The sequence below is a fragment of the Modicisalibacter xianhensis genome, assembly GCF_900113605.1.
Classification (GTDB): Bacteria; Pseudomonadota; Gammaproteobacteria; order Pseudomonadales; family Halomonadaceae; genus Modicisalibacter; species Modicisalibacter xianhensis.
The window spans coordinates 318,953-344,209 of the sequence record NZ_FOPY01000002.1; the positions used below are offsets into that span (position 1 = coordinate 318,953).

25 protein-coding genes are annotated in these 25,257 nt (G+C 61.9%); 14 read left to right on the forward strand and 11 right to left on the reverse strand.

The window, feature by feature from the left end:
* Nucleotides 1-117 precede the first annotated feature (117 nt).
* Both BM194_RS03345 and BM194_RS03350 read left to right on the forward strand, forming a co-directional pair.
* Nucleotides 118-591 (forward strand): PepSY domain-containing protein, encoded by a 474-nt coding sequence (locus BM194_RS03345; RefSeq protein ID WP_092843621.1) that lies wholly within the window; start codon nucleotides 118-120, stop codon nucleotides 589-591.
* Nucleotides 584-946 (forward strand): hypothetical protein, encoded by a 363-nt coding sequence (locus tag BM194_RS03350; protein WP_092843623.1) that lies wholly within the window; start codon nucleotides 584-586, stop codon nucleotides 944-946. Before BM194_RS03345 ends, BM194_RS03350 begins: the two co-directional genes overlap by 8 nt.
* A 222-nt stretch (nucleotides 947-1,168) precedes the next feature.
* Here BM194_RS03350 and BM194_RS03355 read toward each other — a convergent pair whose 3' ends face one another.
* Nucleotides 1,169-1,987 carry an ion transporter gene (locus tag BM194_RS03355; protein ID WP_092843625.1) on the reverse strand — a complete coding sequence of 273 codons (819 nt, stop codon included), beginning with the start codon at nucleotides 1,985-1,987 and terminating at the stop codon, nucleotides 1,169-1,171.
* A 205-nt stretch (nucleotides 1,988-2,192) separates the two neighbouring features.
* Nucleotides 2,193-3,377 carry a 4-hydroxybenzoate 3-monooxygenase gene (gene pobA, locus BM194_RS03360; protein WP_092843627.1) on the reverse strand — a complete coding sequence of 395 codons (1,185 nt, stop codon included), beginning with the start codon at nucleotides 3,375-3,377 and terminating at the stop codon, nucleotides 2,193-2,195.
* A gap of 185 nt (nucleotides 3,378-3,562) precedes the next feature.
* On the opposite strand from pobA, the gene BM194_RS03365 reads away from it, so the two are divergent.
* Entirely contained in the window at nucleotides 3,563-4,441 is an 879-nt protein-coding gene (locus BM194_RS03365; RefSeq protein WP_092843629.1) for a helix-turn-helix domain-containing protein, read from the forward strand.
* A gap of 27 nt (nucleotides 4,442-4,468) precedes the next feature.
* On the opposite strand, the gene BM194_RS03370 is transcribed toward BM194_RS03365, so the two are convergent.
* Nucleotides 4,469-5,164 carry a GntR family transcriptional regulator gene (locus tag BM194_RS03370; RefSeq protein ID WP_092843631.1) on the reverse strand — a complete coding sequence of 232 codons (696 nt, stop codon included), beginning with the start codon at nucleotides 5,162-5,164 and terminating at the stop codon, nucleotides 4,469-4,471.
* Nucleotides 5,165-5,308: 144 nt separating this feature from the next.
* Between BM194_RS03370 and BM194_RS03375 the strand changes: the two genes are divergently transcribed.
* The 3 genes from BM194_RS03375 (at nucleotide 5,309) to BM194_RS03385 (ending at nucleotide 8,510) form a co-directional block, all read left to right on the forward strand.
* The gene (locus tag BM194_RS03375) at nucleotides 5,309-6,364 is read left to right on the forward strand and encodes an aromatic ring-hydroxylating dioxygenase subunit alpha (RefSeq protein WP_092843633.1); all 1,056 of its coding nucleotides are present in this window, start codon (nucleotides 5,309-5,311) and stop codon (nucleotides 6,362-6,364) included.
* An 84-nt stretch (nucleotides 6,365-6,448) separates the two neighbouring features.
* Nucleotides 6,449-7,417 carry a PDR/VanB family oxidoreductase gene (locus BM194_RS03380; RefSeq protein ID WP_092843635.1) on the forward strand — a complete coding sequence of 323 codons (969 nt, stop codon included), beginning with the start codon at nucleotides 6,449-6,451 and terminating at the stop codon, nucleotides 7,415-7,417.
* A gap of 82 nt (nucleotides 7,418-7,499) precedes the next feature.
* Nucleotides 7,500-8,510, forward strand: a complete 1,011-nt coding sequence (locus BM194_RS03385) for a TRAP transporter substrate-binding protein (RefSeq protein ID WP_092843719.1) — start codon at nucleotides 7,500-7,502, stop codon at nucleotides 8,508-8,510.
* Nucleotides 8,511-8,556: 46 nt separating this feature from the next.
* Here the strand turns inward: BM194_RS03385 and csrA are convergent, their stop codons facing one another.
* Complete coding sequence (gene csrA / locus BM194_RS03390; protein WP_092843637.1) at nucleotides 8,557-8,781, reverse strand: carbon storage regulator CsrA; 225 nt, start codon at nucleotides 8,779-8,781, stop codon at nucleotides 8,557-8,559.
* A 503-nt stretch (nucleotides 8,782-9,284) separates the two neighbouring features.
* Between csrA and BM194_RS03395 the strand changes: the two genes are divergently transcribed.
* From BM194_RS03395 to BM194_RS03425, 7 genes are all read left to right on the forward strand, one after another.
* A complete protein-coding gene (locus tag BM194_RS03395) occupies nucleotides 9,285-10,196 on the forward strand; it encodes an MBL fold metallo-hydrolase (RefSeq protein WP_092843639.1) in 912 nt (303 codons plus the stop codon).
* A 20-nt stretch (nucleotides 10,197-10,216) separates the two neighbouring features.
* The gene (locus tag BM194_RS03400) at nucleotides 10,217-10,657 is read left to right on the forward strand and encodes a protein tyrosine phosphatase family protein (RefSeq protein WP_092843721.1); all 441 of its coding nucleotides are present in this window, start codon (nucleotides 10,217-10,219) and stop codon (nucleotides 10,655-10,657) included.
* 8 nt (nucleotides 10,658-10,665) lie between these two features.
* The gene (locus BM194_RS03405) at nucleotides 10,666-12,453 is read left to right on the forward strand and encodes a SulP family inorganic anion transporter (RefSeq protein WP_092843641.1); all 1,788 of its coding nucleotides are present in this window, start codon (nucleotides 10,666-10,668) and stop codon (nucleotides 12,451-12,453) included.
* A 149-nt stretch (nucleotides 12,454-12,602) separates the two neighbouring features.
* Nucleotides 12,603-13,304 (forward strand): response regulator, encoded by a 702-nt coding sequence (locus tag BM194_RS03410; RefSeq protein WP_092843643.1) that lies wholly within the window; start codon nucleotides 12,603-12,605, stop codon nucleotides 13,302-13,304.
* Complete coding sequence (locus BM194_RS03415) at nucleotides 13,301-14,674, forward strand: ATP-binding protein (RefSeq protein WP_092843645.1); 1,374 nt, start codon at nucleotides 13,301-13,303, stop codon at nucleotides 14,672-14,674. The genes BM194_RS03410 and BM194_RS03415 overlap by 4 nt, the downstream gene beginning before the upstream one ends.
* A 58-nt stretch (nucleotides 14,675-14,732) precedes the next feature.
* Nucleotides 14,733-15,431 carry a c-type cytochrome gene (locus tag BM194_RS03420; protein ID WP_092843647.1) on the forward strand — a complete coding sequence of 233 codons (699 nt, stop codon included), beginning with the start codon at nucleotides 14,733-14,735 and terminating at the stop codon, nucleotides 15,429-15,431.
* Entirely contained in the window at nucleotides 15,428-16,387 is a 960-nt protein-coding gene (locus tag BM194_RS03425; RefSeq protein WP_218155350.1) for a c-type cytochrome, read from the forward strand. The genes BM194_RS03420 and BM194_RS03425 overlap by 4 nt, the downstream gene beginning before the upstream one ends.
* A gap of 64 nt (nucleotides 16,388-16,451) precedes the next feature.
* Here the strand turns inward: BM194_RS03425 and dsbG are convergent, their stop codons facing one another.
* Genes dsbG through dsbD form a run of 3 tightly spaced genes read right to left on the reverse strand, consistent with a single transcriptional unit; the run spans nucleotide 16,452 to nucleotide 19,935 of the window.
* Nucleotides 16,452-17,210: a thiol:disulfide interchange protein DsbG gene (gene dsbG / locus BM194_RS03430; protein WP_092843649.1), complete on the reverse strand. Its 759-nt coding sequence runs from the start codon at nucleotides 17,208-17,210 to the stop codon at nucleotides 16,452-16,454.
* 26 nt (nucleotides 17,211-17,236) lie between these two features.
* The gene (locus BM194_RS03435; protein ID WP_092843651.1) at nucleotides 17,237-18,061 is read right to left on the reverse strand and encodes a TlpA family protein disulfide reductase; all 825 of its coding nucleotides are present in this window, start codon (nucleotides 18,059-18,061) and stop codon (nucleotides 17,237-17,239) included.
* A complete protein-coding gene (gene dsbD / locus BM194_RS03440) occupies nucleotides 18,058-19,935 on the reverse strand; it encodes a protein-disulfide reductase DsbD (protein WP_092843653.1) in 1,878 nt (625 codons plus the stop codon). The genes BM194_RS03435 and dsbD overlap by 4 nt, the downstream gene beginning before the upstream one ends.
* 193 nt (nucleotides 19,936-20,128) lie before the next feature.
* Here dsbD and BM194_RS03445 point away from each other — a divergent pair, with 193 nt between their 5' ends.
* Nucleotides 20,129-20,587 carry a DUF2892 domain-containing protein gene (locus BM194_RS03445; RefSeq protein WP_092843655.1) on the forward strand — a complete coding sequence of 153 codons (459 nt, stop codon included), beginning with the start codon at nucleotides 20,129-20,131 and terminating at the stop codon, nucleotides 20,585-20,587.
* 52 nt (nucleotides 20,588-20,639) lie between these two features.
* On the opposite strand, the gene BM194_RS03450 is transcribed toward BM194_RS03445, so the two are convergent.
* The 4 genes from BM194_RS03450 to benC form a co-directional block, all read right to left on the reverse strand.
* On the reverse strand, nucleotides 20,640-21,836 hold the full coding sequence (locus tag BM194_RS03450) for a benzoate/H(+) symporter BenE family transporter (protein ID WP_092843657.1): 1,197 nt from the start codon (nucleotides 21,834-21,836) through the stop codon (nucleotides 20,640-20,642).
* 110 nt (nucleotides 21,837-21,946) lie between these two features.
* Nucleotides 21,947-23,302, reverse strand: coding sequence for an MFS transporter (locus BM194_RS03455; RefSeq protein ID WP_092843659.1), 1,356 nt, complete (start codon nucleotides 23,300-23,302; stop codon nucleotides 21,947-21,949).
* Nucleotides 23,303-23,419: 117 nt separating this feature from the next.
* Complete coding sequence (benD, locus tag BM194_RS03460; RefSeq protein WP_092843661.1) at nucleotides 23,420-24,205, reverse strand: benzoate diol dehydrogenase BenD; 786 nt, start codon at nucleotides 24,203-24,205, stop codon at nucleotides 23,420-23,422.
* A complete protein-coding gene (gene benC, locus BM194_RS03465; RefSeq protein WP_092843663.1) occupies nucleotides 24,202-25,236 on the reverse strand; it encodes a benzoate 1,2-dioxygenase electron transfer component BenC in 1,035 nt (344 codons plus the stop codon). The genes benD and benC overlap by 4 nt, the downstream gene beginning before the upstream one ends.
* Between the last annotated feature and the right edge of the window lie 21 nt (nucleotides 25,237-25,257).

The window sequence follows — 25,257 nt, forward strand, 5'->3', positions numbered from 1 at the left end:
GAGAGGCCGAGCATGAACGCAAGATGAACGACGCTTTCAGGTCCCGGCAAGGTAACCCGGCGTACAACAGTCTTACCGGACGCGACATCCGGCATCGAATGACACAGGAGGTTGATTATGAAACGCTTGCATTGGCTCGTGATTCCCGCAGCACTCAGCGGCGGCCTGGCCACCACTGCCATGGCCGACGACGGCAGCCTGAGCGATAGCCAGCTCGACCGCCTTCTCGAGCGCGCCAGCCAGTACGGCTTCACCCAGTACGAGGAAATATCGCTGGACGACGGCGAGCGGGTCGAGATCGAGGGCTGGCGTGACGATGGCTGGCACCTGGACGTGGACATGCTGGCATCAAGCGGTGAGCTGGTCCACGAAGAGCAGAGCAAGAGCCAGATTCCCGACTGGAGCCTGAGCGGCGACGAGCTTCGCCAGGCACTGGCCAGTGCCCGCGAGGCCGGGCTGCAACGATTCGGTCAGTTGGATGTCGATGACAATGGGCACCTCGAAATCGAGGGCTACGACACACAGGCCCGGGAAGTCGAGATACGCATGAACCGTAGCGACTTTTCGGTCATCGGAGTGGACCATGACTGATCAACGCAATGATCGCCAGTACAACGCCGCCTGGCAGGCGGCACGCCAGTGGCAGGAACGGGCGCGCCAGGCGCGCCCATCCCGCACGATGAGCGGCCCTCGGCTGTTCCTGACCTGGCTGATGTTCGGCGCAATGATGATTGTCGGTACCTTGCTTGGCCTGTTCTTCCTGCTGGTCGGCTGGCTGATGTTGCCGCTCGTGCGTCATCGCATGAAAAAGCAGGTCGAGGCTTTCCGAGCCCAACAGGCTCAGGATATCAGTGGTGGCAGCTATCGACGCCATAAGCGCCCCTTCGATACATCGCACCAGGTGCTGGAGGGCGATTACGAAGTACGTCCTGACCGCAAGCCATGATGACAGAGCGCGGCAAGACGAGGCCAACCCGAGTAGCGGCATAAAAAAACCCGCGTAGGGGGTACGCGGGTCGAGGTAGGGGTGGAGCTAGAAGCATCTCGGAAAGATGCCAGCATTACCCGTCTGGTTGGCCTCCAGACGCACCTACTGTATACGTCCACTAAACGATTCAGCCAATGTATTGTCACGATAAGCCTAATAGTCTTGTCCTAACATCCGAACTTAGCGTCGTTCCCCGGCATCCGATTTTGTCTCGTTGAGCCGCCTGCCGCCCTCCCACTCGCCCGAATGACGCTGCTCGGCCAGTTCGGCGCGCAACGCACGCACTTCCTCGGTCAGCAGTCCCACCTGACGATTCAAATGCCTGACCATCTCGCGATCGGCGCGATGCTGACGCGACTCCTTTTCTCCCTCGTCGGCCACGAACAGCGAACTGACATAGGCGGCAAAACTGCCGAACAGCCCGACACCGCCGATCATCAGCAGCACCGCCACGATGCGCCCTTGGGTGGTAATCGGATAATAGTCTCCGTAGCCGACAGTAGTGACCGTGACGATGGCCCACCACAACGCCTCCTCGGCGGTGTTAATCGGGCTCTCGGGGTTAGGACTCTCGACGATCAACATGGTGATCGCGCCGAAGGCCACCAGCAGCATCGTCATGGTCGCTGCCGAGGCGAACAGGCCCTTGGCGCGATTGCGAAACAGCAGCCGCCAGATCATTTCCATCGACTTCAGGGCGCGCAGCAGGCGGATGACCTGCACCACGCGAAACGCACGCGCCCCGAGCAGCAGCCCTGCGGGGATACTCGCCAGCAAGTCGATCCACCCCCAGCGCATGAAGCGCCACTTGTCATCGGCGGCACGGAAGCGAATGCAAAAATCGATGAAGAAGAACACACAGACGATCACGTCCATGTAATAGAGCAACTGCGACACTTCAGCGGGCAGATTGAAGAACGTGTCGGCCACCAGCGCGCCGAGCACGTAGAAGGACAGCACCAGGATGAACAGCTGAAACGGTGTGACGCGATCGTTCATGACTCGGCAAGTGCCTGATGGATTGCGGTATTGACCGGCCCGGCAGTGGTGGATGACGTCATCTCGGCTCCTTGGCAATATCAACCGTTCCATCTTACCCGACCGAGCGACGCTCGAACGACTCGCGGGCCATAACAAAGAAAGACCCGCCGGGCTGAAGCCTGGCGGGCCAAGGAGGACACTGTCAGGGCAGTGTGTTCTTGATTCAGTCCAGCGACTCGTAGGGCAGGCCCACGTAATTCTCGGCGATGGTGGTCAGGCCAGCCTGTGAACTGGTGTAGTAGTCGAGTTCGGCCTGCTGGATGCGCCGCTCGAAGTCCTCGCCATCGGAGAACTTGTGAAGATTGGTGGTCATCCACCACGAGAAGCGCTCGGCTTTCCAGACGCGCCGCAGGCATACCTCGGAATAGCGTGCGATCAGGTCGGTACGCCCTTCCTGGTAGACCTTGACCATCAGGCGATAGAGCGTATTGACGTCGCTGGCCGCCAGGTTGAGCCCCTTGGCGCCGGTCGGCGGCACGATGTGTGCCGCATCGCCGACCAGAAACAGGCGCCCGTATTGCATGGGCTCGGCCACGAAGCTGCGCAACGGCGCGATGCTCTTCTCGATGGAGGGACCGGTGACCAGCTTGCCGGCAACGTCATCGGGCAGACGTGCCTTGAGTTCGTCCCAGAAGCGCTCGTCGGACCAGTCCTCGACCTTCTCGTCCTCCGGCACCTGCACGTAGTAGCGGCTGCGGGTCTTCGAGCGCATGCTGCACAGGGCGAAACCACGCTCGTGGTTGGCATAGATCAACTCGTCGGAAACCGGCGGCGTGTCGGAGAGAATGCCCAGCCAGCCGAACGGATAGACGCGCTCGAAGGTCTTGATACGGTCCTCGGGAATCGAGCGACGCGCCACGCCATGATAGCCGTCGCACCCGGCCACGTAGTCGCAGTCCAGACGACAGATCTCGCCGTCCTTCTCGAAGGTGAGGTAGGGATGATCGGTGTCGAGATCATGCGGCTGGACGTTCTCGGCCTCGTAGATGGTCGTGGCACCGACCGCCTCGCGGGCCTCCATCAGATCGCGGGTAACCTCGGTCTGACCGTAGACCATCACAGTCTTGCCGCCGGTAAGCCCTTCGAGGTCGACGCGCACGCGACGGTTGTCGAAGGCCAGCTCGAACCCGTCGTGGGGGATGCCCTCCTCGTCCATGCGCCGGTCGACGCCAGCCTCGCGCAGCAGGTCGACCATGCCCTGCTCCAGCACGCCGGCGCGAATGCGGCTAAGCACGTACTCGCCGGAGCGCCGCTCGAGAATCACGTTGTCGATGCCCCGCCGGTGCAGGAGTTGCCCCAGCAACAGGCCGGAGGGGCCGGCGCCAATGATGGCCACTTGGGTTTTCATAATCATGTCCTCGGTCTTGCCTGGAACGCCTCGTCAGGTAGGCATCCATCGATGACTTGTATTTTTCATCGATAAACATTCCCGAATAAGGCAAAATTTCCAGACATACTTGGACATATCCAAGATAGGCACACGACTTTGGTCTACGCTCGCCATTCTGGCGCAACAGGCATTGCGGAGGCGCCATGGAAACGCGGCATGCGACGGTCCCTGTCTTCAAGCTGTACGGCGAGACTCGCCACTGGCCCACGCCCGACCTGCTTCACTGCGAATCGATTGCCGAGCGCAGCCGGTTACATGATTGGCATATCCGCACTCATCGCCATGCCGATCTGCTGCACCTGCTGCACATTCGCGATGGAGAGGTGACGTTGCATCTGGAAGGGACGGACCGGCACCTGACCGGCCCTTTGCTCATCGTCGTGCCAGCCATGACCATTCATGGATTTCATTTCGCCAGAGACATCGACGGCCACATCATCACGCTCGCCCAACCACTGGCCGGTTACCTGAGCGAACAGCTTGGCCAGATGGGTGACGTGCTGGGTCGGGCCGCTCACTATCCACTGGCCGACCAGCCTGAGGCGGAGGCAATGGCCACGCTGGTCCGGCAGATCGACACCGAGTACCGCCGCCCTGCCGACGGCCGCGACCCGCTACTGCATGCGCTGGTCCAGGCCCTGGCCGTGCAGGCCGCTCGGCGCGCCGAGCGCCGTCGGCCGATGCTCGCTCGCCGCCATGACAAGGGTCAGGACCACCTGCAGCGCTTCCAGGCCCTGATCGATGCGCATTACGCCGAGCAGCCCACCATCGAATCGCTGGCCTCTCGCCTGGGCGTGACCAGTGCCCATCTCAACACCTTGTGCCGGCGCCTGGCCGGACGCAGCGCCCTGCAATTGCTGCACGAACGCCTGCTGCTCGAAGCCAAGCGTCTGCTGACCTACACCAACATGACCATCAGCCAGGTCTCGGACGCGCTCGGCTTCTCCGAGCCCGCCTACTTCACGCGCTTTTTCAAGCGCCATACCGGCGACTCGCCCAAGACCTTTCGCCAGCGGCAATGACGCTTACGGGATCCAATGAATCCTGTTTCAAGTCGCTGACGCCCCGTTGGGATCCAGATTGAGCAGCTCGCCATAGCGCATCCCGATGTAGGCATGTTCACGCATCAGCATTTCGGCACGTGCACTTTCTCCGTGGCACAGCGCCTGGAACACCGTCTGGTGCTGCAACTGGGCGAAATACAGCTTGCGGTATTCGCGGTCCAGCGCCTCGGTATCGATGATGATCGAATCCGCCGAAGCGAACGGCAGATGATTATTACGTCCGATGGCATCGGCGATCACCAGGCTGCCGGTGGATTCGACGATCGTGACGTGGAAAGTCTCGTTGATCTCGCTCCAGCGCGTCACATCCTCTCTTTCCAGATAGCCTTTGGCCAGCAGTTCGTGTCCATCCTCGATGCACTTTGCCAGACACGTCCTGACGTCCTCCGTCAGGCCCTGCTCGGCCAGGCGTCGGGCGGCAAGCCCCTCGAGCACACCGCGCACTTCAAGCGCGCAAAGCACATCGGTTTCGGTGAACTCACGTACCTGATATCCCCGTTTACCGGCACGCTGAAGCAGTCCCTCCTGCTCCAGGGTGCGAAATGCCAGCCTCACGGGGGTACGTGACACGCCAAGGTGTTCGGCTACATGCAACTCGGCGATGCGCTCACCCGGCGGGTAGCGTCCTTCGCTGATCAGTTTTCGCAGACTCGCCACGACACTCGTATTGCTCTTAGTCACCTGTTTTTCCTGCACTATCCGGAAGAGTAAGCCTTGCAAACATTCTGGATCCAACTAAAGCATAACTTGACCAAAAAACCTCCTCGAAGCTTAACTTTGGATCCAATAACGACAAACAAACTACCTGCCGATGAGGATATCGCCATGTTTCCCAAGAATACCTGGTACGTCGCCTGCACTCCTGACGAGATCGATGGCAAGCCGTTAGGCCGTACCATCTGCAATGAACAGATCGTGTTCTTCCGTGCCGAACAAGGCAAGGTCGCCGCGGTCGAGGACTTCTGCCCCCACCGCGGAGCGCCATTATCGCTGGGCTTCGTGCGCGACGGCCAGTTGGTCTGCGGCTATCACGGTCTGGAAATGGGCTGTGATGGCAAGTGTTCCAGCATGCCCGGCCAGCGTGTGCGCGGCTTCCCCAGCATTCGCGCCTATCCGGTCGTTGAGCGTCACGGTTTCATCTGGGTGTGGACCGGCGATGCAGAGCTGGCCGATCACGACAAGATTCCTGAACTGCATTGGGCAAACAGCCCCGACTGGGCCTATGGCGGCGGGCTCTATCATATCCAGTGCGATTATCGCCTGATGATCGACAATCTGATGGATCTGACCCACGAGACCTACGTGCATGCCTCGAGCATCGGCCAGCCCGAGATCGAGGAAGCGGCGCCGGACACCAAGGTCAACGGCGAGGAAGTCATCACCAGTCGCCACATGGAAAACATTCCTGCCCCGCCCTTCTGGCAGGCGGCCCTGCGTGGCAACAACCTGGCCGACGACGTGCCGGTGGATCGCTGGCAGATCTGCCGCTTCACCCCGCCCAGCCACGTGCTGATTGAAGTCGGTGTCGCCCATGCCGGCAAGGGCGGGTACGACGCGCCGGCCGAATTCAAGGCCTCGAGTATCGTGGTCGACTTCATCACCCCCGAAACCGAGACCTCGATCTGGTATTTCTGGGGCATGGCACGCAACTTCAATCCGCAGGACCAGGCCCTCACCGACCGCATCCGCGAAGGCCAGGGCCAGATCTTCGCCGAAGACCTGGAGATGCTCGAGTCCCAGCAGAAGAACCTGCTCAAGTACCCCGATCGCCAGTTGCTCAAGCTCAATATCGATGGGGGGGGCGTCCAGGCACGCCGCATCATCGACCGCCTGCTCAAGGAAGAAGCGGCACCACCGGCCGACACCGCAGAGGCCAGTTAAGTCCTTTATCGATGGCGGATGGCGCAGTCTTGTGCCGTCCGTGACAGACCACGGCCCGGCCGGGCGCCGGACAGGATTCGAGCGATGAGCAACAGCACGCTTTCTCTATTTGTACGAGTAACCAAGAAGACTCAAGAAGCCGAGGACATTGTCGGTTTCGAACTGGCCGACCCTCACGGCCGTCCCCTGCCTGCATTCAGCGCAGGGGCGCATATCGATGTCCGGATCAAGGAGGGCCTGGTCCGCCAATACTCCTTGTGCAACCACCCCGAGGAACGCGACCGCTATCACATCGCCGTCCTCCGCGAGCCAGCGTCGCGAGGCGGTTCGACGGCCATGCACGATGAGGTTCATGAAGGTGATTTGCTGCAGATCAGCGCGCCCAAGAACCATTTTCCGCTGGAATCTTCGCCGCGCAGCCTGCTTTTCGCCGGTGGCATCGGGGTGACGCCGATTCTGTGCATGGCCGAGCGGTTGGCGCATACCCACGCTGATTTCGAGATGCATTACTGCGCCCGATCCCGGGAACGCATGGCGTTCATCGAACGCATCCAGCAAGGCGACTACGCCAGGCATGTGCACTTCTATCACGACGATCAGCCCGACGCCCCCAGACTGGACGTTCCCTCGCTGGCTGCTGCGCCCGACGATCGTACCCATGTGTACGTGTGTGGCCCGGCCGGCTTCATCGACCACGTACTTTCGAGCTTCAAGGCCCAAGGCTGGCCGGCTTCCCAGCTACACACCGAATACTTCACCGGCGCGGTCCAGAACAGCGAGGACGACGAGAGCTTCGAGGTCAAGATCGCCAGCAGCGGCGCCTCCTTCATGGTGCCCAAGGACAAGACCGTGTACGAGGTGCTCAGTGAGAACGGGGTCGAGATCATGGTTTCCTGCGAGCAGGGTGTGTGCGGCACCTGCCTGACCCGGGTTCTCGAGGGCGAGCCGGATCACAGGGACCTCTATCTGGACGACGCGGAACACGCCGCCAACGACCAGTTCACTCCCTGTTGTTCCCGTGCCAAGAGCAAGACGCTGGTTCTGGATCTCTAGTATCACCGGCTTGCCGAGCCCCTTCGGCAGACCGGCTTCCTGCAGTACGCCAAATCACAACAACACAAGAGACGACGACATGATGAAGAGAACGACAACACTCGGTCTGGCGATCGGCCTGGCCCTGGCGACGACACCCGCCCTTTCGCAAGCCAGCGAAGTGCTGCGCGTGGCGCATGTCTGGCCCGGTGGCTCGATGATCGACAAGGAGCTGTTCCAGGCCTGGGCCAACAGCGTCGAAGAGGCCTCGAATGGTGAACTCGAGGTTCAGGTCTTTCCCGGTCAGACCCTGGCGAAATCCGACCAGACCTACCAGAGCGCTGTCGAAGGTATCGCCGACATCGGCTCGACGGCCCAGGGCTACAACTCGGGTCGCTTCCCGCTGACGCAGGTCATCGAACTGCCTGGGATATCGCATAGCAGCAAGCAGGGCTCATGCATCCTGCAATCGCTTTACGATCAGGGGACACTCGATAAGGAATATGAGGACTCACATGTCTTGTTCATGTTCACCACCGGTCCCGGCTACCTGCACACCAAGCAAAAGCTGATCGAAGCCCCCGAGGACATGGCCGGGATGAGGATGCGCCGGCCAACCTCGGTGGTCGGCGACATGATGACCCGTCTCGGAGCGCAAGCCGTGGGCATGCCGGCACCGGACGTATTCACCTCGATGCAACGCGGTGTACTCGACGGCCTGAGCTTCAACTGGGAAGCCATGAAGACGTTCCGCCTCAACGAACAGACTCGTTACCACACCGAAGTGCCACTCTATGACCTGTCCTTGGTCGCAACCATGAACCAGGAGCGTTACGAGGAACTGCCCGAACACCTGAAAAAGATCATCGATGAACACAGCGGCATGGAGTGGTCCATGAAGGCGGCCGCCGTGTACGACAAGCTCATCGAGCAGGGACGCCAGGAAGCTGTCGATGCCGGCCACGAGTTTCTGGCTGTGGAAGGGCCATTGGAAGATCCGCAGTGGGGGCCCGTACTTCGCACGACGATAGACAGTTATCTGCAAGAGGCCGGTAAAGAGGCACAACCCATCTACGCCGAAGCCATGCAGCTCAGCCAGGAATGTCCCATCTAAAGGACGAAAGGACGGATGCCGCTGCCCTTGAGCGGCATCCTTTCACTCATTTCACGGCCAGACTACCCTTCGACTCGGCCGCCTCTAGTGCATTGTCGCTTCCTTCCAGTTCCTGCCGGATACGCCGATAAATTTCCTCGCGGTGCACCCCGACGTCCTTGGGTGCATTGATGCCGATACGGACCTGATTGCCTTTAACTCCAAGTACAGTGACGCTGATGTCGTCGCCAATCATCAGGGTCTCACCGACACGACGCGTCAGAATGAGCATGTGTATTCCCTGTCTATCACCAATACATGTTTGAGCATTGCCTATGAGCCAACGGACAACGCCTTCCCTGTAGTCTATTTCTTACAAAGAATGTAGTTTCCGCCTACAGGGGAACACAACCTGGGTTAGCTTTTCCTTACAAAAAATACGTAAAATTACCTGCCGAGAGCCAGGAAGGCTGTCAGGGAACCCGAGCAGGACGCTCGATGAACCAAGGATGCACGAGCAGGACGCTTGTGATGCCATGCAAGGATGCCGACGCTACACGCGTCACGAGCCCGGCCTTCATAAGGCCGGGCTTAATTCGTTCTAGCCTCCCTTCTCGCGATAATCCGCCGCTGTAAACCTCTTCGACCATTTCGCCCTGCCATCGGCTTCGCCTGCATCATTCGTGCGTCGACATGACAAAACTCTAGCCGGGAGTCACGGCTTGCGTGAAGGCGGCTTGTCTTATAGCTTTTTGGACTATTCTAGTAACCAAATTCATGAGACCGGAGCATTCTATGCAAACCTTCCGTCACTCATCGGGCAGGCCGGATGTCGCCGGCTTCTACGATCCACGTACGTCCAGCGTCCAGTACGTGGTGAGCGATCCTGCGACACGTCGCTGCGCGATCATCGACCCCGTGCTGGACTTCGACGAGAAGTCCGGGGCTACCGCGACACACCATGCCGACGAGCTACTGGACTACGTCGCCAGCCAGGGACTCGAGGTGGAGTGGATTCTCGATACCCATCCGCATGCCGATCATTTCTCGGCAGCGCAGTATCTAAAAGAGAAGACCGGCGCCCCTACTGCCATCGGCAGTTATGTCACGAAGGTCCAGGCGCTATGGAAGGAGCTTTACCACTGGCCTGATTTTCCTGCCGATGGCCGGCAATGGGACACGCTGTTCAGCGAGGGGGACACGTTTCGCGTGGGGGAGATAGATGGCCACGTGATGTTCTCGCCGGGTCACACGCTGGCCTCGATCACCTATGTCATTGGCGATGCCGCCTTCGTTCACGACACCCTGTTCCAGCCTGACGGCGGGACGGCACGCGCCGACTTTCCCGGGGGCAATGCCCACAAGCTGTGGGATTCCATCCAGGCCATCCTGGCACTTCCGGACGATACCCGGCTGTTCACGGGCCACGACTACATGCCGGGCGACCGCGAGCCGGAGTGGGAAAGCACCGTACGCAGCCAGCGTGAGACCAACATCCACCTTTGCAATGGGCAAACCCAGGAAGGTTATGTCGCCATGCGCAATGAGCGGGATGCCAGTCTGCCCATGCCGAAGCTGATCCTGCCTTCCCTGCAGATCAATATTCGCGGCGGCGCGCTGCCGGAACCCGAGGAGAACGGAAGACGGTACTTGAAAATTCCGCTCGATGCCTTGCCCGGTGCCGCGTGGGACGACGCACGCGCCTGACCACCAACGAGGAGATCATCATGGATATTCAACCTCTCGACGATTGCTTGAGCGTCACGGCACAGCCCCGGCTCGAGGAACTCGATCAACTCGCCGCCCAGGGATTTCGCACGATCATTTCCAATCGCCCGCGCGGGGAAAGCGAGGACCAGCCGGATCCCGCCGCCCTCAAGGCCAGGGCGGAATCCCTGGGCATGCACTGGCACGAGATACCGGTCGAGCCGGGCAACTACTCCCAGGCCGACATCGACCGCTTTGCCAAGGTGCTCGACGACGCGCCCAAACCCATTCTCGGCTTCTGTCGTACCGGCAAGCGCGTTGCCCATCTCTGGGCCTTTTCACAAGCGCCTAGCTGGCCACTGGCACAGCTCATCGATAATGCCCAGGCCGCTGGCTACGACCTGACACCGTTGCGTGAGCAACTGGCGCAACAGGCAAGCCAGCCGGGTGATCGAGAGTAATGAACGCTATGGCCCGCTTGCGCCGCATGTTGCCGATCACTCAATGGCTGCCCGAGTATGGTCGGGACACCCTGGCCAATGATCTGGTGGCAGCGCTGATCGTGACGGTTCTGCTGATTCCGCAGTCACTGGCCTATGCCATGCTGGCGGGCCTTCCCGCCCAGATCGGGCTTTATGCCAGCATCATGCCGCTACTGGTCTATGCCATTTTTGGCACCAGCCGCACGCTGTCGGTGGGGCCAGTGGCGGTCATCTCGCTGATGACTGCCACTATCGCAGGCCAAGTGGCAGGCCAAGGGGGTGCCGATTATCAGAGTGCCGTACTGGTGCTGGCGTCGATGTCAGGGATCATTCTGGTCCTGATGGGCATTGTCCGCCTGGGCCTGCTCGCCAATTTCCTGAGCCATCCTGTCATCTCGGGCTTCGTGACGGCCTCGGCCCTGATCATCGTGCTCAGTCAGCTCAAGCATCTGCTGGGCATCGAGACCTCCGGTCATACATTGCTGACACTGGCGGAGGGTCTTTTCAGCCATTGGCAGGCGACCCACTGGCCGACCCTGCTGCTCGGACTGGGCACACTCGTATTTCTCCTTGTCGCCAGGCGCTGGCTCAAACCCGGACTGATCATGCTGGGCCTTGCTCCTCGAGCGGCCGATCTGCTGGCCAAGGCAGCCCCGATCCTGGCCGTGGCCGTCACGATCGGGCTGACCTGGGGCCTGAAACTCGACCAGCAAGGCGTCTCCGTCGTCGGAACCATCCCCGCCAGTCTGCCGCCACTCACCATGCCCAGCCTGGACATCGGCTTGTGGCGGGAGCTGTTCGTCGGTGCGCTACTGATCAGCATGGTGGGTTTCGTCGAGTCGGTATCGGTCGGCCAGACTCTGGCAGCAAAGCGCCGCCAGCGCATCGACCCCGACCAGGAACTCATCGGCCTGGGAGGCTCCAACCTGGCCGCGGCGATGACCGGCGGCATGCCGGTGACTGGGGGATTCTCGCGCTCGGTCGTCAATTTCGATGCCGGTGCCGAAACGCCGGCCGCCGGCGCCTTCACGGCCATGGGCATCGCCCTGGCCAGCCTGACCCTGACGCCATTGATCGCCTATCTGCCCCTGGCCACGCTGGCGGCGACGATCATCGTGGCCGTCGTCTCGCTCATCGATCTGCGTGCCATCGCCCAGACCTGGGCCTACTCCCGCAGTGATTTTGCCGCCATGATGGCAACCATCCTGGTGACCCTGGTCTACGGCGTGGAGAGCGGCATTCTGGCCGGGGTCGGCCTGTCGCTGGTCATTCACCTGTACCGGACCAGTCGGCCGCATGTGGCCCTGATTGGCCGCGTTCCCGATAGCGAGCATTTTCGCAATGTCGATCGCCACCGTGTCGAGACCGACGATCAGTTGACGATCCTGCGCGTCGACGAAAGCTTGTATTTCGCCAACTCCCGCTACCTGGAAGATATCGTTCTGGGCCTGGTGGCCAGCCAGCCTGAATTGCGTCATCTGGTACTGGCCTGCCAGGCCGTCAATCTGATCGACACTTCGGCGCTCGACAGCCTGGAAGCGATCAATACCCGCCTGGAGGGCGCCGGAGTGCAGCTCCACCTCAGCGAGGTCAAGGGACCGGTCATGGACCGGTTACGCAAGACGGACTTTCTCGACCACCTCAGTGGCGACGTCTTCCTGAGCACCTTCGATGCCTGGCGAGCCTTGCATGGCGCGAGAGCATCGGCACTGAGCAGCCCCGACCCCAGCAAGCATGATCCTGGCACGGCGCGTCACTTTTCCGATAGCTCATGAGTCGCTTTCTGCCCAGGCACGGCTAACCCAGCCCAGCCAACGCCTTACTACACCTAATGTCGTATCCAACGCGCTGCTCGAGTCGGGCTCGGTTAATTCTCACTTAATGTCCAGTTGGGACAATCCAGTCCTTCAAAGGGGATTCTTGCATGCACGTTCTGCTGATCGAAGACGACGCTCTCGTGGCTTCAGGAATCCAGGCGGGGCTTGAAGCTCATGACTTCGTGGTGGACTTGGCCATGAGCCTGGCAGACGGACGCCACGCCATGAAGGTGTCGTCCTGCGACGCCGTGGTACTCGATCTCGGCCTGCCCGATGGCGACGGAATGACTTTGGTCAGGGAGTGGCGTGAATCCAATCTCGACACACCCATCCTGGTACTGACAGCACGTGACGCGCTGCATGACCGGGTCGCAGGCTTGCAGGGCGGTGCTGACGACTACCTGCTCAAGCCGTTCGAACTGGATGAGCTGGTGGCACGGCTGCATGCCTTGATTCGCCGCGCAGCCGGCCGTGCACATCCCCGGATTACCCATGGCCCACTGAACTTCGATCCGTTGACGCGAGAAATCACCGTGTCAGGCCGACTCGTCATGCTTCAGCGGCGAGAAACCACCCTGCTGGAAGCGTTCCTGCAGTCACCGACGGCGCTCCTGACCACGGACCAACTCAAGGACCGCATGTACGGGTTGAGCGACGATGTCGAAAGCAACGCCTTGAACGTGCACATCTTCCATCTGCGCAGAAAACTGGGTAAAGGCATTATCGAGACCGTCCGAGGGCTTGGTTACCGCCTGGGCAGCCCGGAGGCAGTCGACGTGTCCCAGGCGTCGTCGAGGCCCAAGGAATGAGCCTTCGTACCCGCCTGCTCTGGACGCTGGGACTGACCCTGACCCTGCTCTGGGGGTTGACCGCGGTCTGGCTGCTGCGTGATCTGCACCAGCAGGTCGAACACACCCTGGATCAACGTCTGGCACAGTCGGCACGCATGGTAGCCGGTCTGGTCTCGCAGTTACCTGATGAGGTCTGGCAACAAGCCGAACACCACCGACTGTCCATACCCGCGATCAAGGGACTCGCCTGTCAGGTCAACTCCCCGAGCGGTGAAGTCATCGCCCAGACACATACCGATCTGGATGGCGTACTCACCCCTCGCCAGACCGGCCACAGTTATCGCACCGAAGATGGCGTGAAGTGGCGAATCTTTACCTATCAGCACGACGACCTGACCATCACCACAGCCGACCGTGTCGAGGAACGTAACCTCCTGCTGACCGATGTGATGATGGCCACCACCGTCCCTTTCCTGTTTGCCTTGACCGGCAGCCTGGCAGCACTGTGGCTGGGTACTCTACGCGGGCTACGGCCCCTCTCGCGACTTAAGCAGGCCCTGGCCCAGCGCCACCCGGAGGCCCTGGCTCCGGTCGAGATCCCGGACCTGCCCGCCGAGTTGCGCCCGCTGGTCGCGACACTGAATGCCTTGCTGAGCCGCGTGCAACAGGCCTTCATACGCGAACAACGCTTTACCAATGATGCCGCCCATGAGCTTCGCACCCCGCTGACGGCCATCAAGACCCACCTGCAAGTCGCCAGCCGCCAGCATGGCGAGGCGTCACGGTTTGCCCTGACCCAGGCAGAGAAAGGGGTTTCCCGACTGCAGGGCACCCTGGAACAACTACTGATGCTGGCTCGCCTGGAAAATGGACTCGACGATGCCTGGCAAACCCATTGCCTGGCGCGAAGCGCTGCCATGGACGCCCTTCTCATGCTGGGCGAAGAGGCACAAGTCACGTTCACCATCACCTGGCCTGACGAGACATTGTATCTGCCGGCACCTCACGAACTGGTTGTCACGGCGCTGCGTAACTTGCTCGAGAACGCACATCGTTTCAGCCCCGACCCAGGCTCGGTCCAAGTGTGCTTCAACCAGTCCGGCTCGGGCCTGGCCATCGAAATCAGGGACCAGGGTCCCGGAGTCAGTGATCAGGATTTGCCAAGGCTGGCCGAGCGTTTCTGGCGTCACGGCACAGGGCATGGTAGCGGCCTGGGGCTGGCTATCGTTTCAGCCATTGCCGAACGTTTCTCGGGCCGGTTGAGCTTTACGCACAACGCGCCCCATGGGCTCGTGGCACAGCTTTGGTTTCCCTTGGTGGAAGACACACGTCATCGGGCGGATCGGCCCGACGTGGCATGGGGCTCCCCCGTCGCGCCCCATCAATGACAACAAACGTCCCGGGCGGCATTGCCAGCCATGACAGGACAACGACCGGAGCACGGAGATGAACAAAAGAACCAGGCAATTATCCAGCCTGCTCGTAATTTGGGGCGCCTGCGCCAGCCTACCTGCATGGGCCGATGCCATTCAGCGAGGCCAGGCCATTGCCCAACAGGGCAATGGCCAGGGGGCTATAGCCTGCCTGAGCTGCCATGGCCCACAGGGCGAAGGCAATGCCGCCGGGGGATTTCCTCGGTTGGCGGGCCTGCCAGCCGGCTATCTCAGTCATCAATTACGCAGCTACCGAGATGGCACACGCCAGAATCCGATGATGCAACCGTTCGCCTTGGCGCTGACTGACGAGGATATCCAGGCAGTCTCGGCGTATTACGCCAGCCTGGAAGGCGAAGACGTGAACCTGCCGACGTCGTATCAGGCGGCAGCACCCGAGAACACGGCAGAATGGCTTGCCGAGCGTGGCGACTGGGAAAATACCATTCCCGCCTGCAACCAATGCCATGGTCCCAACGGCCAAGGCGTAGGCGATACCTTCCCCCCTCTGGCTGGCCAGCATGCCAGTTACCTGGCGGCCCAGCTCAACGCCTGGCGCAACGGTACCCGAAGCAACGATCCCAATGGCCTGATGCAAGGCATCGCCGAACGCCTCAGCGAAGAACAGATCGGCCTGATTACCGCCTACTACGCGACATTGCCCGAACAGCTGTCTGCAAACGCCGCTGCCGGTCAGGAGGAGACGCCATGAGGAAGCTACCCAAGTCGTTTCGACTGGCCATGGGCATCATGCTGGCCAACGTCACCCTGTCGGCCAGCGCACAGGACCCACAGACAGAACGGGATTATCAGGTGCCGTTGCCTCCGGCCCCCTCCGGGGACGCCGTCTTCCAGCCACCGCTGGAGAGCGCGATTCCCGATAACCAATATGGCGACATGGTACGCAAGGGACGCGACCTTTTTGTCGATACCCAGCAATTGCGCGGAACCCATGTCTTCAACGAGCAGAACTGCAGCAACTGTCACCTGGACGCCGGGCGCATGGCCAATTCGGCGCCCATGTGGGCCGCCTTCGGCATGTACCCGGCCTACCGGGGCAAGAACGATAAGGTGAACACCCTGGCAGAGCGTATCCAGGGGTGCTTCACATACTCCATGAATGGTATTCCTCCCGAGACCGGTAGCGAATCGCTGGTGGCGCTGGAAACCTACTTCCATTGGCTGGCCACCGGCGCCCCCGTCAACCAGGCCATGCCCGGTCGTGGCTATGCCAAACTGGAAACGCCCCAGGGCGGCTACGATCCAGAGCGTGGGGCCCAGGTCTATGCCGAGCAATGTGCCGTCTGCCATGGCTCGGACGGCGCCGGTCAGAAGGTCGGCGACCGTCAGGTCTTCCCACCGCTGTGGGGCGATGGTGCCTACAACTGGGGGGCCGGCATGCACCGGGTCAATACGGCAGCGGCTTTCATCAAGGCCAACATGCCCTTGGGCAAGCCCTACTCGCTGAGCGACGAGGACGCCTGGGATGTTGCCGCCTTCATCAATAGTCACGAACGCCCCCAGGACCCGCGTCGCCGGGGCATGGAATCCCTGGAAGCCACTGACCGCACCTTCCACCAGCACTCCGGCTACTACGGTGATGACGTCGGAGGCCAGCGTCTTGGTGATCACGACAACTACGGCGCCAACCCGGGCTCAGGCGACTAGCCAGTCACCCTGCGATCATCGCCTCATGGGGCAGCCGGCCGACAGGCCGGCTGTTTGCCATGGATCAGGGCGCCGGCGAGCCCATGATGGTTTCCAGCTTGTCAGCGGGCGGCACGCCCTGCATCACGGACAGTTTGCCATCATCACGATAGAGCGTGCTCGGGGTCGCCCCCAACCCCAGCGATTGCATCAGTTGATGGTTTTCGGCCAAGGCATCCTCGTAATCACGCGGATACTTTTTGAAGGTCGATATCTCGTTGCCCCGCTGATGGTCGGCCAGTGCTTCGGCAGGATCATCGGCGGCCAGCAGCGACAAGGCCTTGATGGGGCTGTCTTGCTTGAGGATACCGACCATGATGTGGCGCATCTGGACCTTGCCGGCCTCGACCCAAGGGCGAGTCTGGTCCCAGAATTTCTTGCAATAGGGGCAGTTGGGATCAGTGAACGTATAAATGACTCGCTCGGCATCGTCGTCACCATCGGCAATCCAGGCCGAATCAGCAAGGCTTTCCCATAGTTCTGCATCCTGAGGCTTCTTGACCAACTCATAAAGCCGGTCCGAGGTCAGGTCGTTGCCTTGCGCATCGACCAGCGTCCCGACGAGGGCATATTTCTCGTCCTGGGTAACGTAGGCGGCCAGTTCACGCCCCTGGACACTCGCGGCGTAACCGGTGAGGCCGGCAGGCGCCTCGAAACGCTCATGAATCGTCAGCCCCTGTATTTCCAGCGCCTGGAGCGGCGCGGGCCAGTCTTCTGCCGTCGCCAATGACGGCCATGCCGCTGCCAGCAGCACCAAGGGACGGTACAAAAAATGCTGTTTCATTGCGCTCATTTCCTTGCAGGGATGAATTAACGAAGCGGTTCGAGCCTGGCAGCCAGGCTGGCCCGCGAAAGCTCACCGAAATGGGTCTCCTGAAGCCGGCCTTGCGCGTCATAGAACAGCGTGGTGGGCATGACCTGAGAGCCGACGGCCTGCCCCAGGGCCTGCCCCGGATCGAGAAACACGTTGTTAAGGTTCAGGGCCTCTCGCTCGATGAACTGATTAATGGTGGGAGCGTGCTCACCCTGGTTGACGAAGACGAAAGTCACGTCCTCTGTCGCTTGCTGGGCGGCTTGCAACACTGGCATTTCGCGTCGACAGGGCGGGCACCAGGTTGCCCATAGATTGACGACCATGGGTTGGCCTGCCTGCTGCTCGGCCAGTTGCTGCAGCGTGATCGGGGTGTACTCCCGCGTGGTCAGTTCCACCTCGGGCAGTGAGCGCGACCGGCTATCCATGAGTATCAGGCTACCGGCCGCCAGGCCCCACGTTGCGAGGCCGGCAAGCAGTGCACTGGCCAGTACGGGACGGTGCTCAGGCATGCGCCACAACCGCCAGGCGGCATAGGCCGTGGCGGCGATCGCCCCACCGAGCTTGTCGAAGCCGCCATCACGAATGTCCAGCATGTTCCAGGCGCTGTCATACTCCCCTTGGTAGCGAATGAAGAACACCAGACGTGCCGCGACGACGCCGACCAACAGGATGTCGAACAAGACCGAGGAGGCGGAGCGCCGGTAGCGCATCCCGACCAAAGTATTCACCAGCAGGGCCATGGCCAGCGCCCAGCCCATCAGCATCTGGTTCAAGGTCAAGCCCACCGGCCCCAGGGAAACGCTCTGTTCCAGGGCCGTCATGTTTTTCTCCCGCTGGCCTGACGAGCCTGCTCGAGCCTTTCAAGGAATGCGTCGGCAGTGATTTCACCTACGATGCGTTGCGCACGCCGCTCCTCCCCGTCCGGCCCGAAAAGCATCAGGGTAGGCGGACCAAGGATGCCATGCGCATCGAGCAGCTCACGGTCCGTCGCATCATTGGCGGTGACGTCGGGGCGCAGCAACTGCATCGTCTCGAGCTGAGCCTGCACGCGCGGATTACCAAAGACCTCCTCCTCGATGACCTTGCAGGAGACACACCACTCGGCATAGATATCGACGAGCGTCCATTGCCCCTGCTGGCCGGCCTGATCGATCCGCCGGTTCAGGGAAGCCAGGTTTTCGACCTTGTCGAAGCGCGCCATGATGTCCCGTTCGGCAGCACCCTGCCCGCCGGAGCCGGATTGCAGGTAAGCGAGCGGTTGGAAAGGGTTCGTGCCACCCCCAGCGGCACCCAGCAGCATCGCCGCGCCCCAGATCCCCAGGGCCAGACCCACCGTCATCATCATCTGATGGCCAACCCCCGGCGTTGACCTGCGGCTTGCATGCCACAGCGCCACGGCCACGCCGAGCAACCAGAGCCCCCACAGCCCGAGTTCAACCGGCCCGGAAACCACACGCGTCAGGAACCAGACGGCCATTCCCAGCAGGACGAAGCCGAACAGGACTTTTACGCGCACCATCCAGGGGCCGGGACGCGGCAATAGCCGAGCCCCCAACACGCCGACCAGCAGCAGCGGCGTACCCATGCCCAGCCCCAGCATGAGCAGCGCCGCCCCGCCCAGCAGGGTATCGCCGGTGTCCGCAATGTAGAGCAGTGCACCGGCCAGCGGCGCCGTCATGCACGGCCCGACTAGCAGCGCCGAGAGTACGCCCATGATTGCCGCCCCGCCCAAGGTACCGCCCTGCTGCCGTGACTGCAGGCGGTCGAGGCGCTGGCGCAACATGCCGGGGAGCTGGAGTTCGAAGAGCCCGAACATGGCCAGGGCAAAGACGACAAACAGCAAAGCAAAGGCGCCGAGTAGCCAGGGGGTTTGCAGCATTGCCTGAAGATTGGCGCCGGCCTGGGCCGCCGCGACACCGAGCACGGCATAGGTCAATGCCATGGGTACGACGAAGGCTAGCGACAGCCATAAGCCTCGCTTGGCTCCGGTCCCGCTGCCCACCACCAGGCTGGAAAGGATGGGCAGCATGGGCAGCACGCAGGGCGTGAAGACGAGCAACAGGCCCATGCCGAAGAACGCCGCCAGCATCCAGCCAGCATGGGCATCGGCCAATCGGGCCGCCAGACGCTGATCCTCCCCCAGCGCGCTGGTAGTACGATCTGACGCGTCAGCGACTGGAGTCTCCCCTACCTGTGGGGTGGTTTTGCCAGGTAGCGTCGGTGCCTTGCCGATGGCATCCAGCGCGCGGCTAGAGGAAGGAGAAGATTCGACTTCAAGTGTCCGATGCTGGGGGGCATAGCACAGCCCGTCTTCGGCACAGCCCTGCCAGGTCAGCTCGAGTCGGCGGGCCTGCCCCGGGTCGACGTTGAGCTGCAAAGTTCGGTAATAGACCTGCGAGTCGCCAAAGTACTCATCGCTGATCGGTGTGCCCTCGGGGAGTTCCGGCTCCTCGATGTCCACCGGTTCGCCCGTGATTTCCAGGCGATGGCGATAGAGGTAATACCCCGGGGCGATTTCCCAACGCAATGCCACCTCGCCATTGCGCTGCTCGGTGGTCAGCTTGAACGCTTCCTCGACCGGAAGAAAATCCTCGGCCGCAGACGCCGAAAAGGACAGGCATGCCAACAAGATCAGTGAGACAAGCCACAGCGCTCGCTTGCGGCTCAGCCTTCCAACCGTCCCATGCTCGGACATTGTCGCCTCCTGCTCGAATGGAAGCGGCAGTCTGTCAGGTCAGGATTAACTCAACATGAGTCCACCGACACGTCATGGCTTGGCCATATCGACTTTGAGACGCGCACGCATTGGTTCTAACCTTATAGCTGCTGGTCAACACGATCAGGCGTCAAGGATAAGCATGCATTCACGCACAGGGAGGTAAATCGATATGTTGCCGTCCACGACATCACGGGTAGAGCGCAATACCGCCGATAGCATCAATCAGCAGATTCGGCAGCGCATGGAAGAGAACGTTGCCTACTTCGCCGCGCACCCTCACGAAATCGAGCAGCGCCTGCACGAACTCGATCATGAGTGGGATATCGAACGCACCTTGGAGGCGAACGCCTCGGCACTGAGCCTGACCGGGGTGGCAATGGGGGCCTTTGTCGACAAGCGCTGGCTGCTATTGCCTGCCGCAGTCACCGGCTTCCTGCTTCAGCATGCGCTCCAGGGCTGGTGCCCCCCGATCATCTTTTTCCGCAGACGCGGTATCCGCACGTCGAAGGAAATCGACCAGGAACGTTATGCGCTAAAGGCGTTGCGGGGGGATTTCGGTGACGTGGGCCCCGCCATGGAAACCAGCCATCAGGTTCGAGTGAGCAAGGCGCTTCAGGCCATCCGCTAAATGCTGAAAGGCTGCTCATAAGCGCAACAGCCCTTCAGGTGAGATGAAGGCGTCACTTGCCGTGCGACTCCTGGCAATGAACTTGGCGCTTGCGATAGCGGCGATGCAATAAGGCATAGGCCACACAGCCAATCACCACGCCCCAGAAGGCGGCGCCCAGGCCGAACAGACTCAGCCCCGAGGCGGTAACCATGAAGGTGATGACCGACGCCTCGCGATGGTCCTCCGCCTCGATCGCCGTCATGATATTGGCGCTGATGGCACCGATCAGCGCCAAACCGGCCAGCACGGCCACGAAGGCTCCAGGCAGCGCCGTGAACAGGGCGACGATGCTGCCCGCGAAACAGCCCCCGATCAGGTAGAACAAGCCATTGGCGATACCGGCAACGTAACGCTTGTCCGGGTTTTCGTGAGCGTCCTTACCGGTACAGATGGCCGCCGTGATCGCGGCAATCGCGGTGGTGATACCCCCGAAGAAAGCCACCACCATGGAGGTCAGGCTGGTCACGCTGATGATCGAGCGCGCCGACGCCGGGTAACCGGCACCACGCAGGATGGCCATGCCGGGCAGGAACTGGCCCGTCAGGCTGACCAGCACCAGCGGAAGCGCCAGGCTCAGGGTCGCGTGCCAGGTCCACTCGGGGGCAATGAAGACCGGTGAGGCCAGTTGCCAGCGCACGCCATCCAGCGAAGCGCCTTCCAGGCCGACGGCCAGCCCGGCCCCAGTCACGAGAAGCAGGATCAGGCAATAGCGGGGGGCCAGACGCTTGAACACCAGATAGGCAAGCAACATGCCGACCGCGAGCAGGGGCGTCCCTTCGATGGCCTGGAAGGCCCCCAGCCCGAACTGGAACAGGATACCCGCCATCATGCCCGCCGCGATGCCCCGGGGAATCACGCTCATCAGCCGGTCGAAGGTGCCAGTGATACCGATCGTGAAGATGATGAGTGCGGCCGTGAGATAGGCGCCGACCGCCTCATTGAGCGACAGACCGGGAAACAGCGTGACCAGCAGCGCCGTGCCGGGCGCCGACCAGGCCGTGACCACCGGCATCTTGAGCCAGGCACTCAATGCAATGCCCGAGATGGCGGCCCCCATCGAGATGGCCCACACCCAGGACGTCATCATCGCAGGCGAGACATCGGCGCTCTGCGCCGCCTGGAAGAAGATGGCCAACGGGCCGGAATAAGAGATCAATACCGCAAGAAAGCCCGCCGTCACGGCGGGCAATGACCAATCCTTGAACATGCCTTTTCGCTCCACTCGGGGGCTTACTTATTGTCAGTAGCTCCTCGATAACACAAAAAACGCCCGCGAGACATCGCGGGCGAAAGAGGACCCTAGCCAGGGTACATCGGTCAGCCTCCGCTGGAGGCCATTGAAGCGGGTTGCGCCGCCGTGCGGGCAGCCTGTGCCTCGCCGACCCGGCGGCTGACCAGGAACACGGCCACGGCGGCAATCACGCCGGGGATGGCGAAGGCAATGAAGTTGAGGTGGTGCGGCAGGGCCAGCGCCAGCAGGCTGCCGCCGAGCAGCGGCCCGACGATGGCACCGTTACGACCGATCCCCGATGCCCAGCCCAGCCCGGTGGAGCGGATCGCGATGGGATAGAACTGCGCGACGTAGGCGTAGAGCAGGATCTGCGAGCCAATAGTGGTCGCCCCGGCAATCGCCACCAGACTGTAGAGTACCCACATCGGGCTCTCGAAGCCGAGCAGGCTGAGCGAGGCGGCGGCGAAAATGAAAAACACCACCAGCACTGTCTTGAGGTGGAAGCGATCGGCCAGCCAGCCCCCGCCCACGGCACCGACGATAGCCCCGACGTTGAGCACCATCAGGAACATCAGGCTCGAGCTCAATGCGTAGCCGGCCATGGACATCAGCTTGGGCAGCCAGGAGCCCAGCGCATACACCATCAGCAGACACATGAAGAAGGCAGTCCAGAACATCAGGGTACTGAGCGCACGGCCTTCCTTGAACAGATCGAGTACCGGCGCCTTGGACTCCTTGGCAGCGGGCAATGCCAGATTGTCGGACGCCGAGATCGACTGGCTGGGGTCGATGGCCTGCAGGATACGACGCGCCTCGTCATCTCGGCCGCGACGCAGCAGGAAGCCGACGGAGTCCGGCAGGTACTTGATGATCAGCGGCAGGATCAGCAGCGGCACCACGGCCAGGTAGAACATTACCTGCCAGCCGAAGGTCGGCACGATCCAGATACCCAGGCCGGCCGACATCATGCCGCCCACGGCGTAGCCACTGAACATCACCGCCACCAGCGTACTGCGTGAACGCTTGGGCGAGTATTCGGTCATCAGCGCCACGACGTTCGGCATCACCCCGCCGATCCCCAGGCCGGCAATGAAACGCAGGATGCCAAACTGCCAAGGCGTGGTGGCAAAGCCATTGATCACCGTCGTCACGCTGAACAGGACGACACAAAGCAGGATGGTCTTCTTGCGCCCCCACTTGTCGGAGAGCGTGCCGAAGGACATCGCGCCGAACATCATGCCGAACAGGGCACTGCTCCCGAGCAGCCCCGCCACCATGGGACTGAGTTGCCACTGTTCCATCAGCAGGGGCAGGACCACCCCGTAAATGACCAGATCATAGCCATCGAAGATGATGACCAGGGTGCACCAGAACAGCACGTTCCAGTGGAACGGCGTGAACCGTGCATTATCCACTACGTCGTTGACGTCAATCGTACGCATTGTCGTGCTCCATAGTTATACGGTTGTCGAGCAGCAGGGGGTTGTCGTCGCCGATGACGGCGACGGCTGGCGTTGATGTTGATGTTGATGTTGATGTTGAAAGTGATGGGAGTGCGGCTAGCCCTGATCGCCTCCCGCCACCGGCACCACGCTGCCGGTGATGTAGCTGGCATCACTCGATGCCAGGAACAGGATGGGCGCGGCCTGTTCGTCCAGCGTGCCGTAGCGGCCGAACAGGCAACTCTGCTTGGTCTGGTCAATATGCGCCTGGAACCAGGCCTGTTCCTGTGCGTTGCGCGGCTCCGGGGTGCCGCGCGATATGCGCCGCGGCGGCGCCTCTGTACCGCCGGGGGCGGTGGCGACCACGCGGATGCCATGCTCGGCATACTCGAAGGCCAGCGAGGCGGTCATGGCATTGATGCCGCCCTTGGCTGCCGAATAGGGAATCCGGTGGATGCCGCGGGTAGCAGCCGAGGAGACATTGACGATGACGCCCTGGCCCTGCTCGACCATCGTCGGCAGCACCGCGCGGCAACACCACAGCGTGGGCATCAGCGAGCGGGTGATCTCGGCGCCGATCTCGGCGTCGGTAAATTCGACGAACGGCTTGAAGTTGATCGCCCCACCGACGTTATTGATCAGCACGTCGATCCGGCCGAAGCGCTCACGGGCCTGGCGCATGGCGCCCTCGGCCCCTTCCCAGGTCTCGAGGTCGGCCTGGACGGCGATGGCCTCGCCGCCCAGTTCGACGATACCCGCCACGACCTCATGTACCACGTCAGCGCGATCGACCAGCACCAGGCGGCCGCCCTCGGCTGCAGCGCGCTCGGCGACCCGCTGCCCGATACCTTGGGCAGCGCCGGTGACAACCAGCACCTGATCCTGGAAACGTGGCGCGCTCATGCGACCTCCTCGTCGGCGGGCGTCAGGCTGGGCGCGAACTTCTCATAGTGGAAGCTGGCCGGCGTGATGCCCTGCTCGCGGAAGTGCTTGAGCACGGCATCGACCATCGGCGGTGGCCCGCACAGGTAGACGTCCACCTCGCCGTCATACAGCACATCGGCGTCCATGTGGTGAGTCACGTAGCCCTTGCGCGGATGGTCGCTGCCCTCATCGGCCACCACGGTGGTGTAGCTGAAGCCGGGCAAGCGCTCGGCGAAGTCATCCAGGGCTTCTAGCTTGACCAGGTGGTCGTCGCGGCTGACGCCGTAGATCATGTGGATCGGCTGGTCACTGCCCTTCTCCACCAGCAGCTCGAGCATCGACAAGAACGGCGCCAGCCCGGTACCACCGGCCAGCATCAGCAAGGGACGCTTGGCCTCGCGCAGGTAGAAGCTGCCCAGCGGGCCGGTCATGGTCAGGCTATCGCCCGGCTTGGCCGCGCCGGTCAGGTAGCCGCTCATCAGGCCGTCGGGCACGTTGCGGATCAGGAACGAGGCGCACGTGTCGCCCGGGCGCGAGCTGAACGAGTACGAGCGCGTCTCCTCGCTGCCCGGCACCTTGATGTTGATGTACTGGCCGGGCAGGAAGGTCAAGTCGGCCTCATCGTCCAGGTCCACGGTCAGCTCGATGCTGTCCTCGGACAATTGTTCGACCCTGGCCACCTGGCCGGTCAGCTCGCCGACCTGAGTCTTGCACAGCGTCGACGCCACCGGCACCTGGATGACGCAGTCAGAACTCGGCACCATCTGGCAGGTCAGTACCTTGCCCTCGGCTTCCTCCTCCTCGGAAAGCGCCTCCTCCAGATAGTCGTCGCCCATGTCGAAGGCGCCCTGCTCGCAATGGCCCTTGCAGGTCCCGCATACGCCGTCGGAGCAATCCATCGGCAGGTTGATCTTCTGGCGATAGGCGGCGTCGAGCACGGTCTCCCCTGCCTTGCAGGTGATGAAGCGGGACACGCCGTCCTCGAAGTTGAGTGCAATGGTGTAGCTCATGGTCGTTCTCCTCCCACCCGG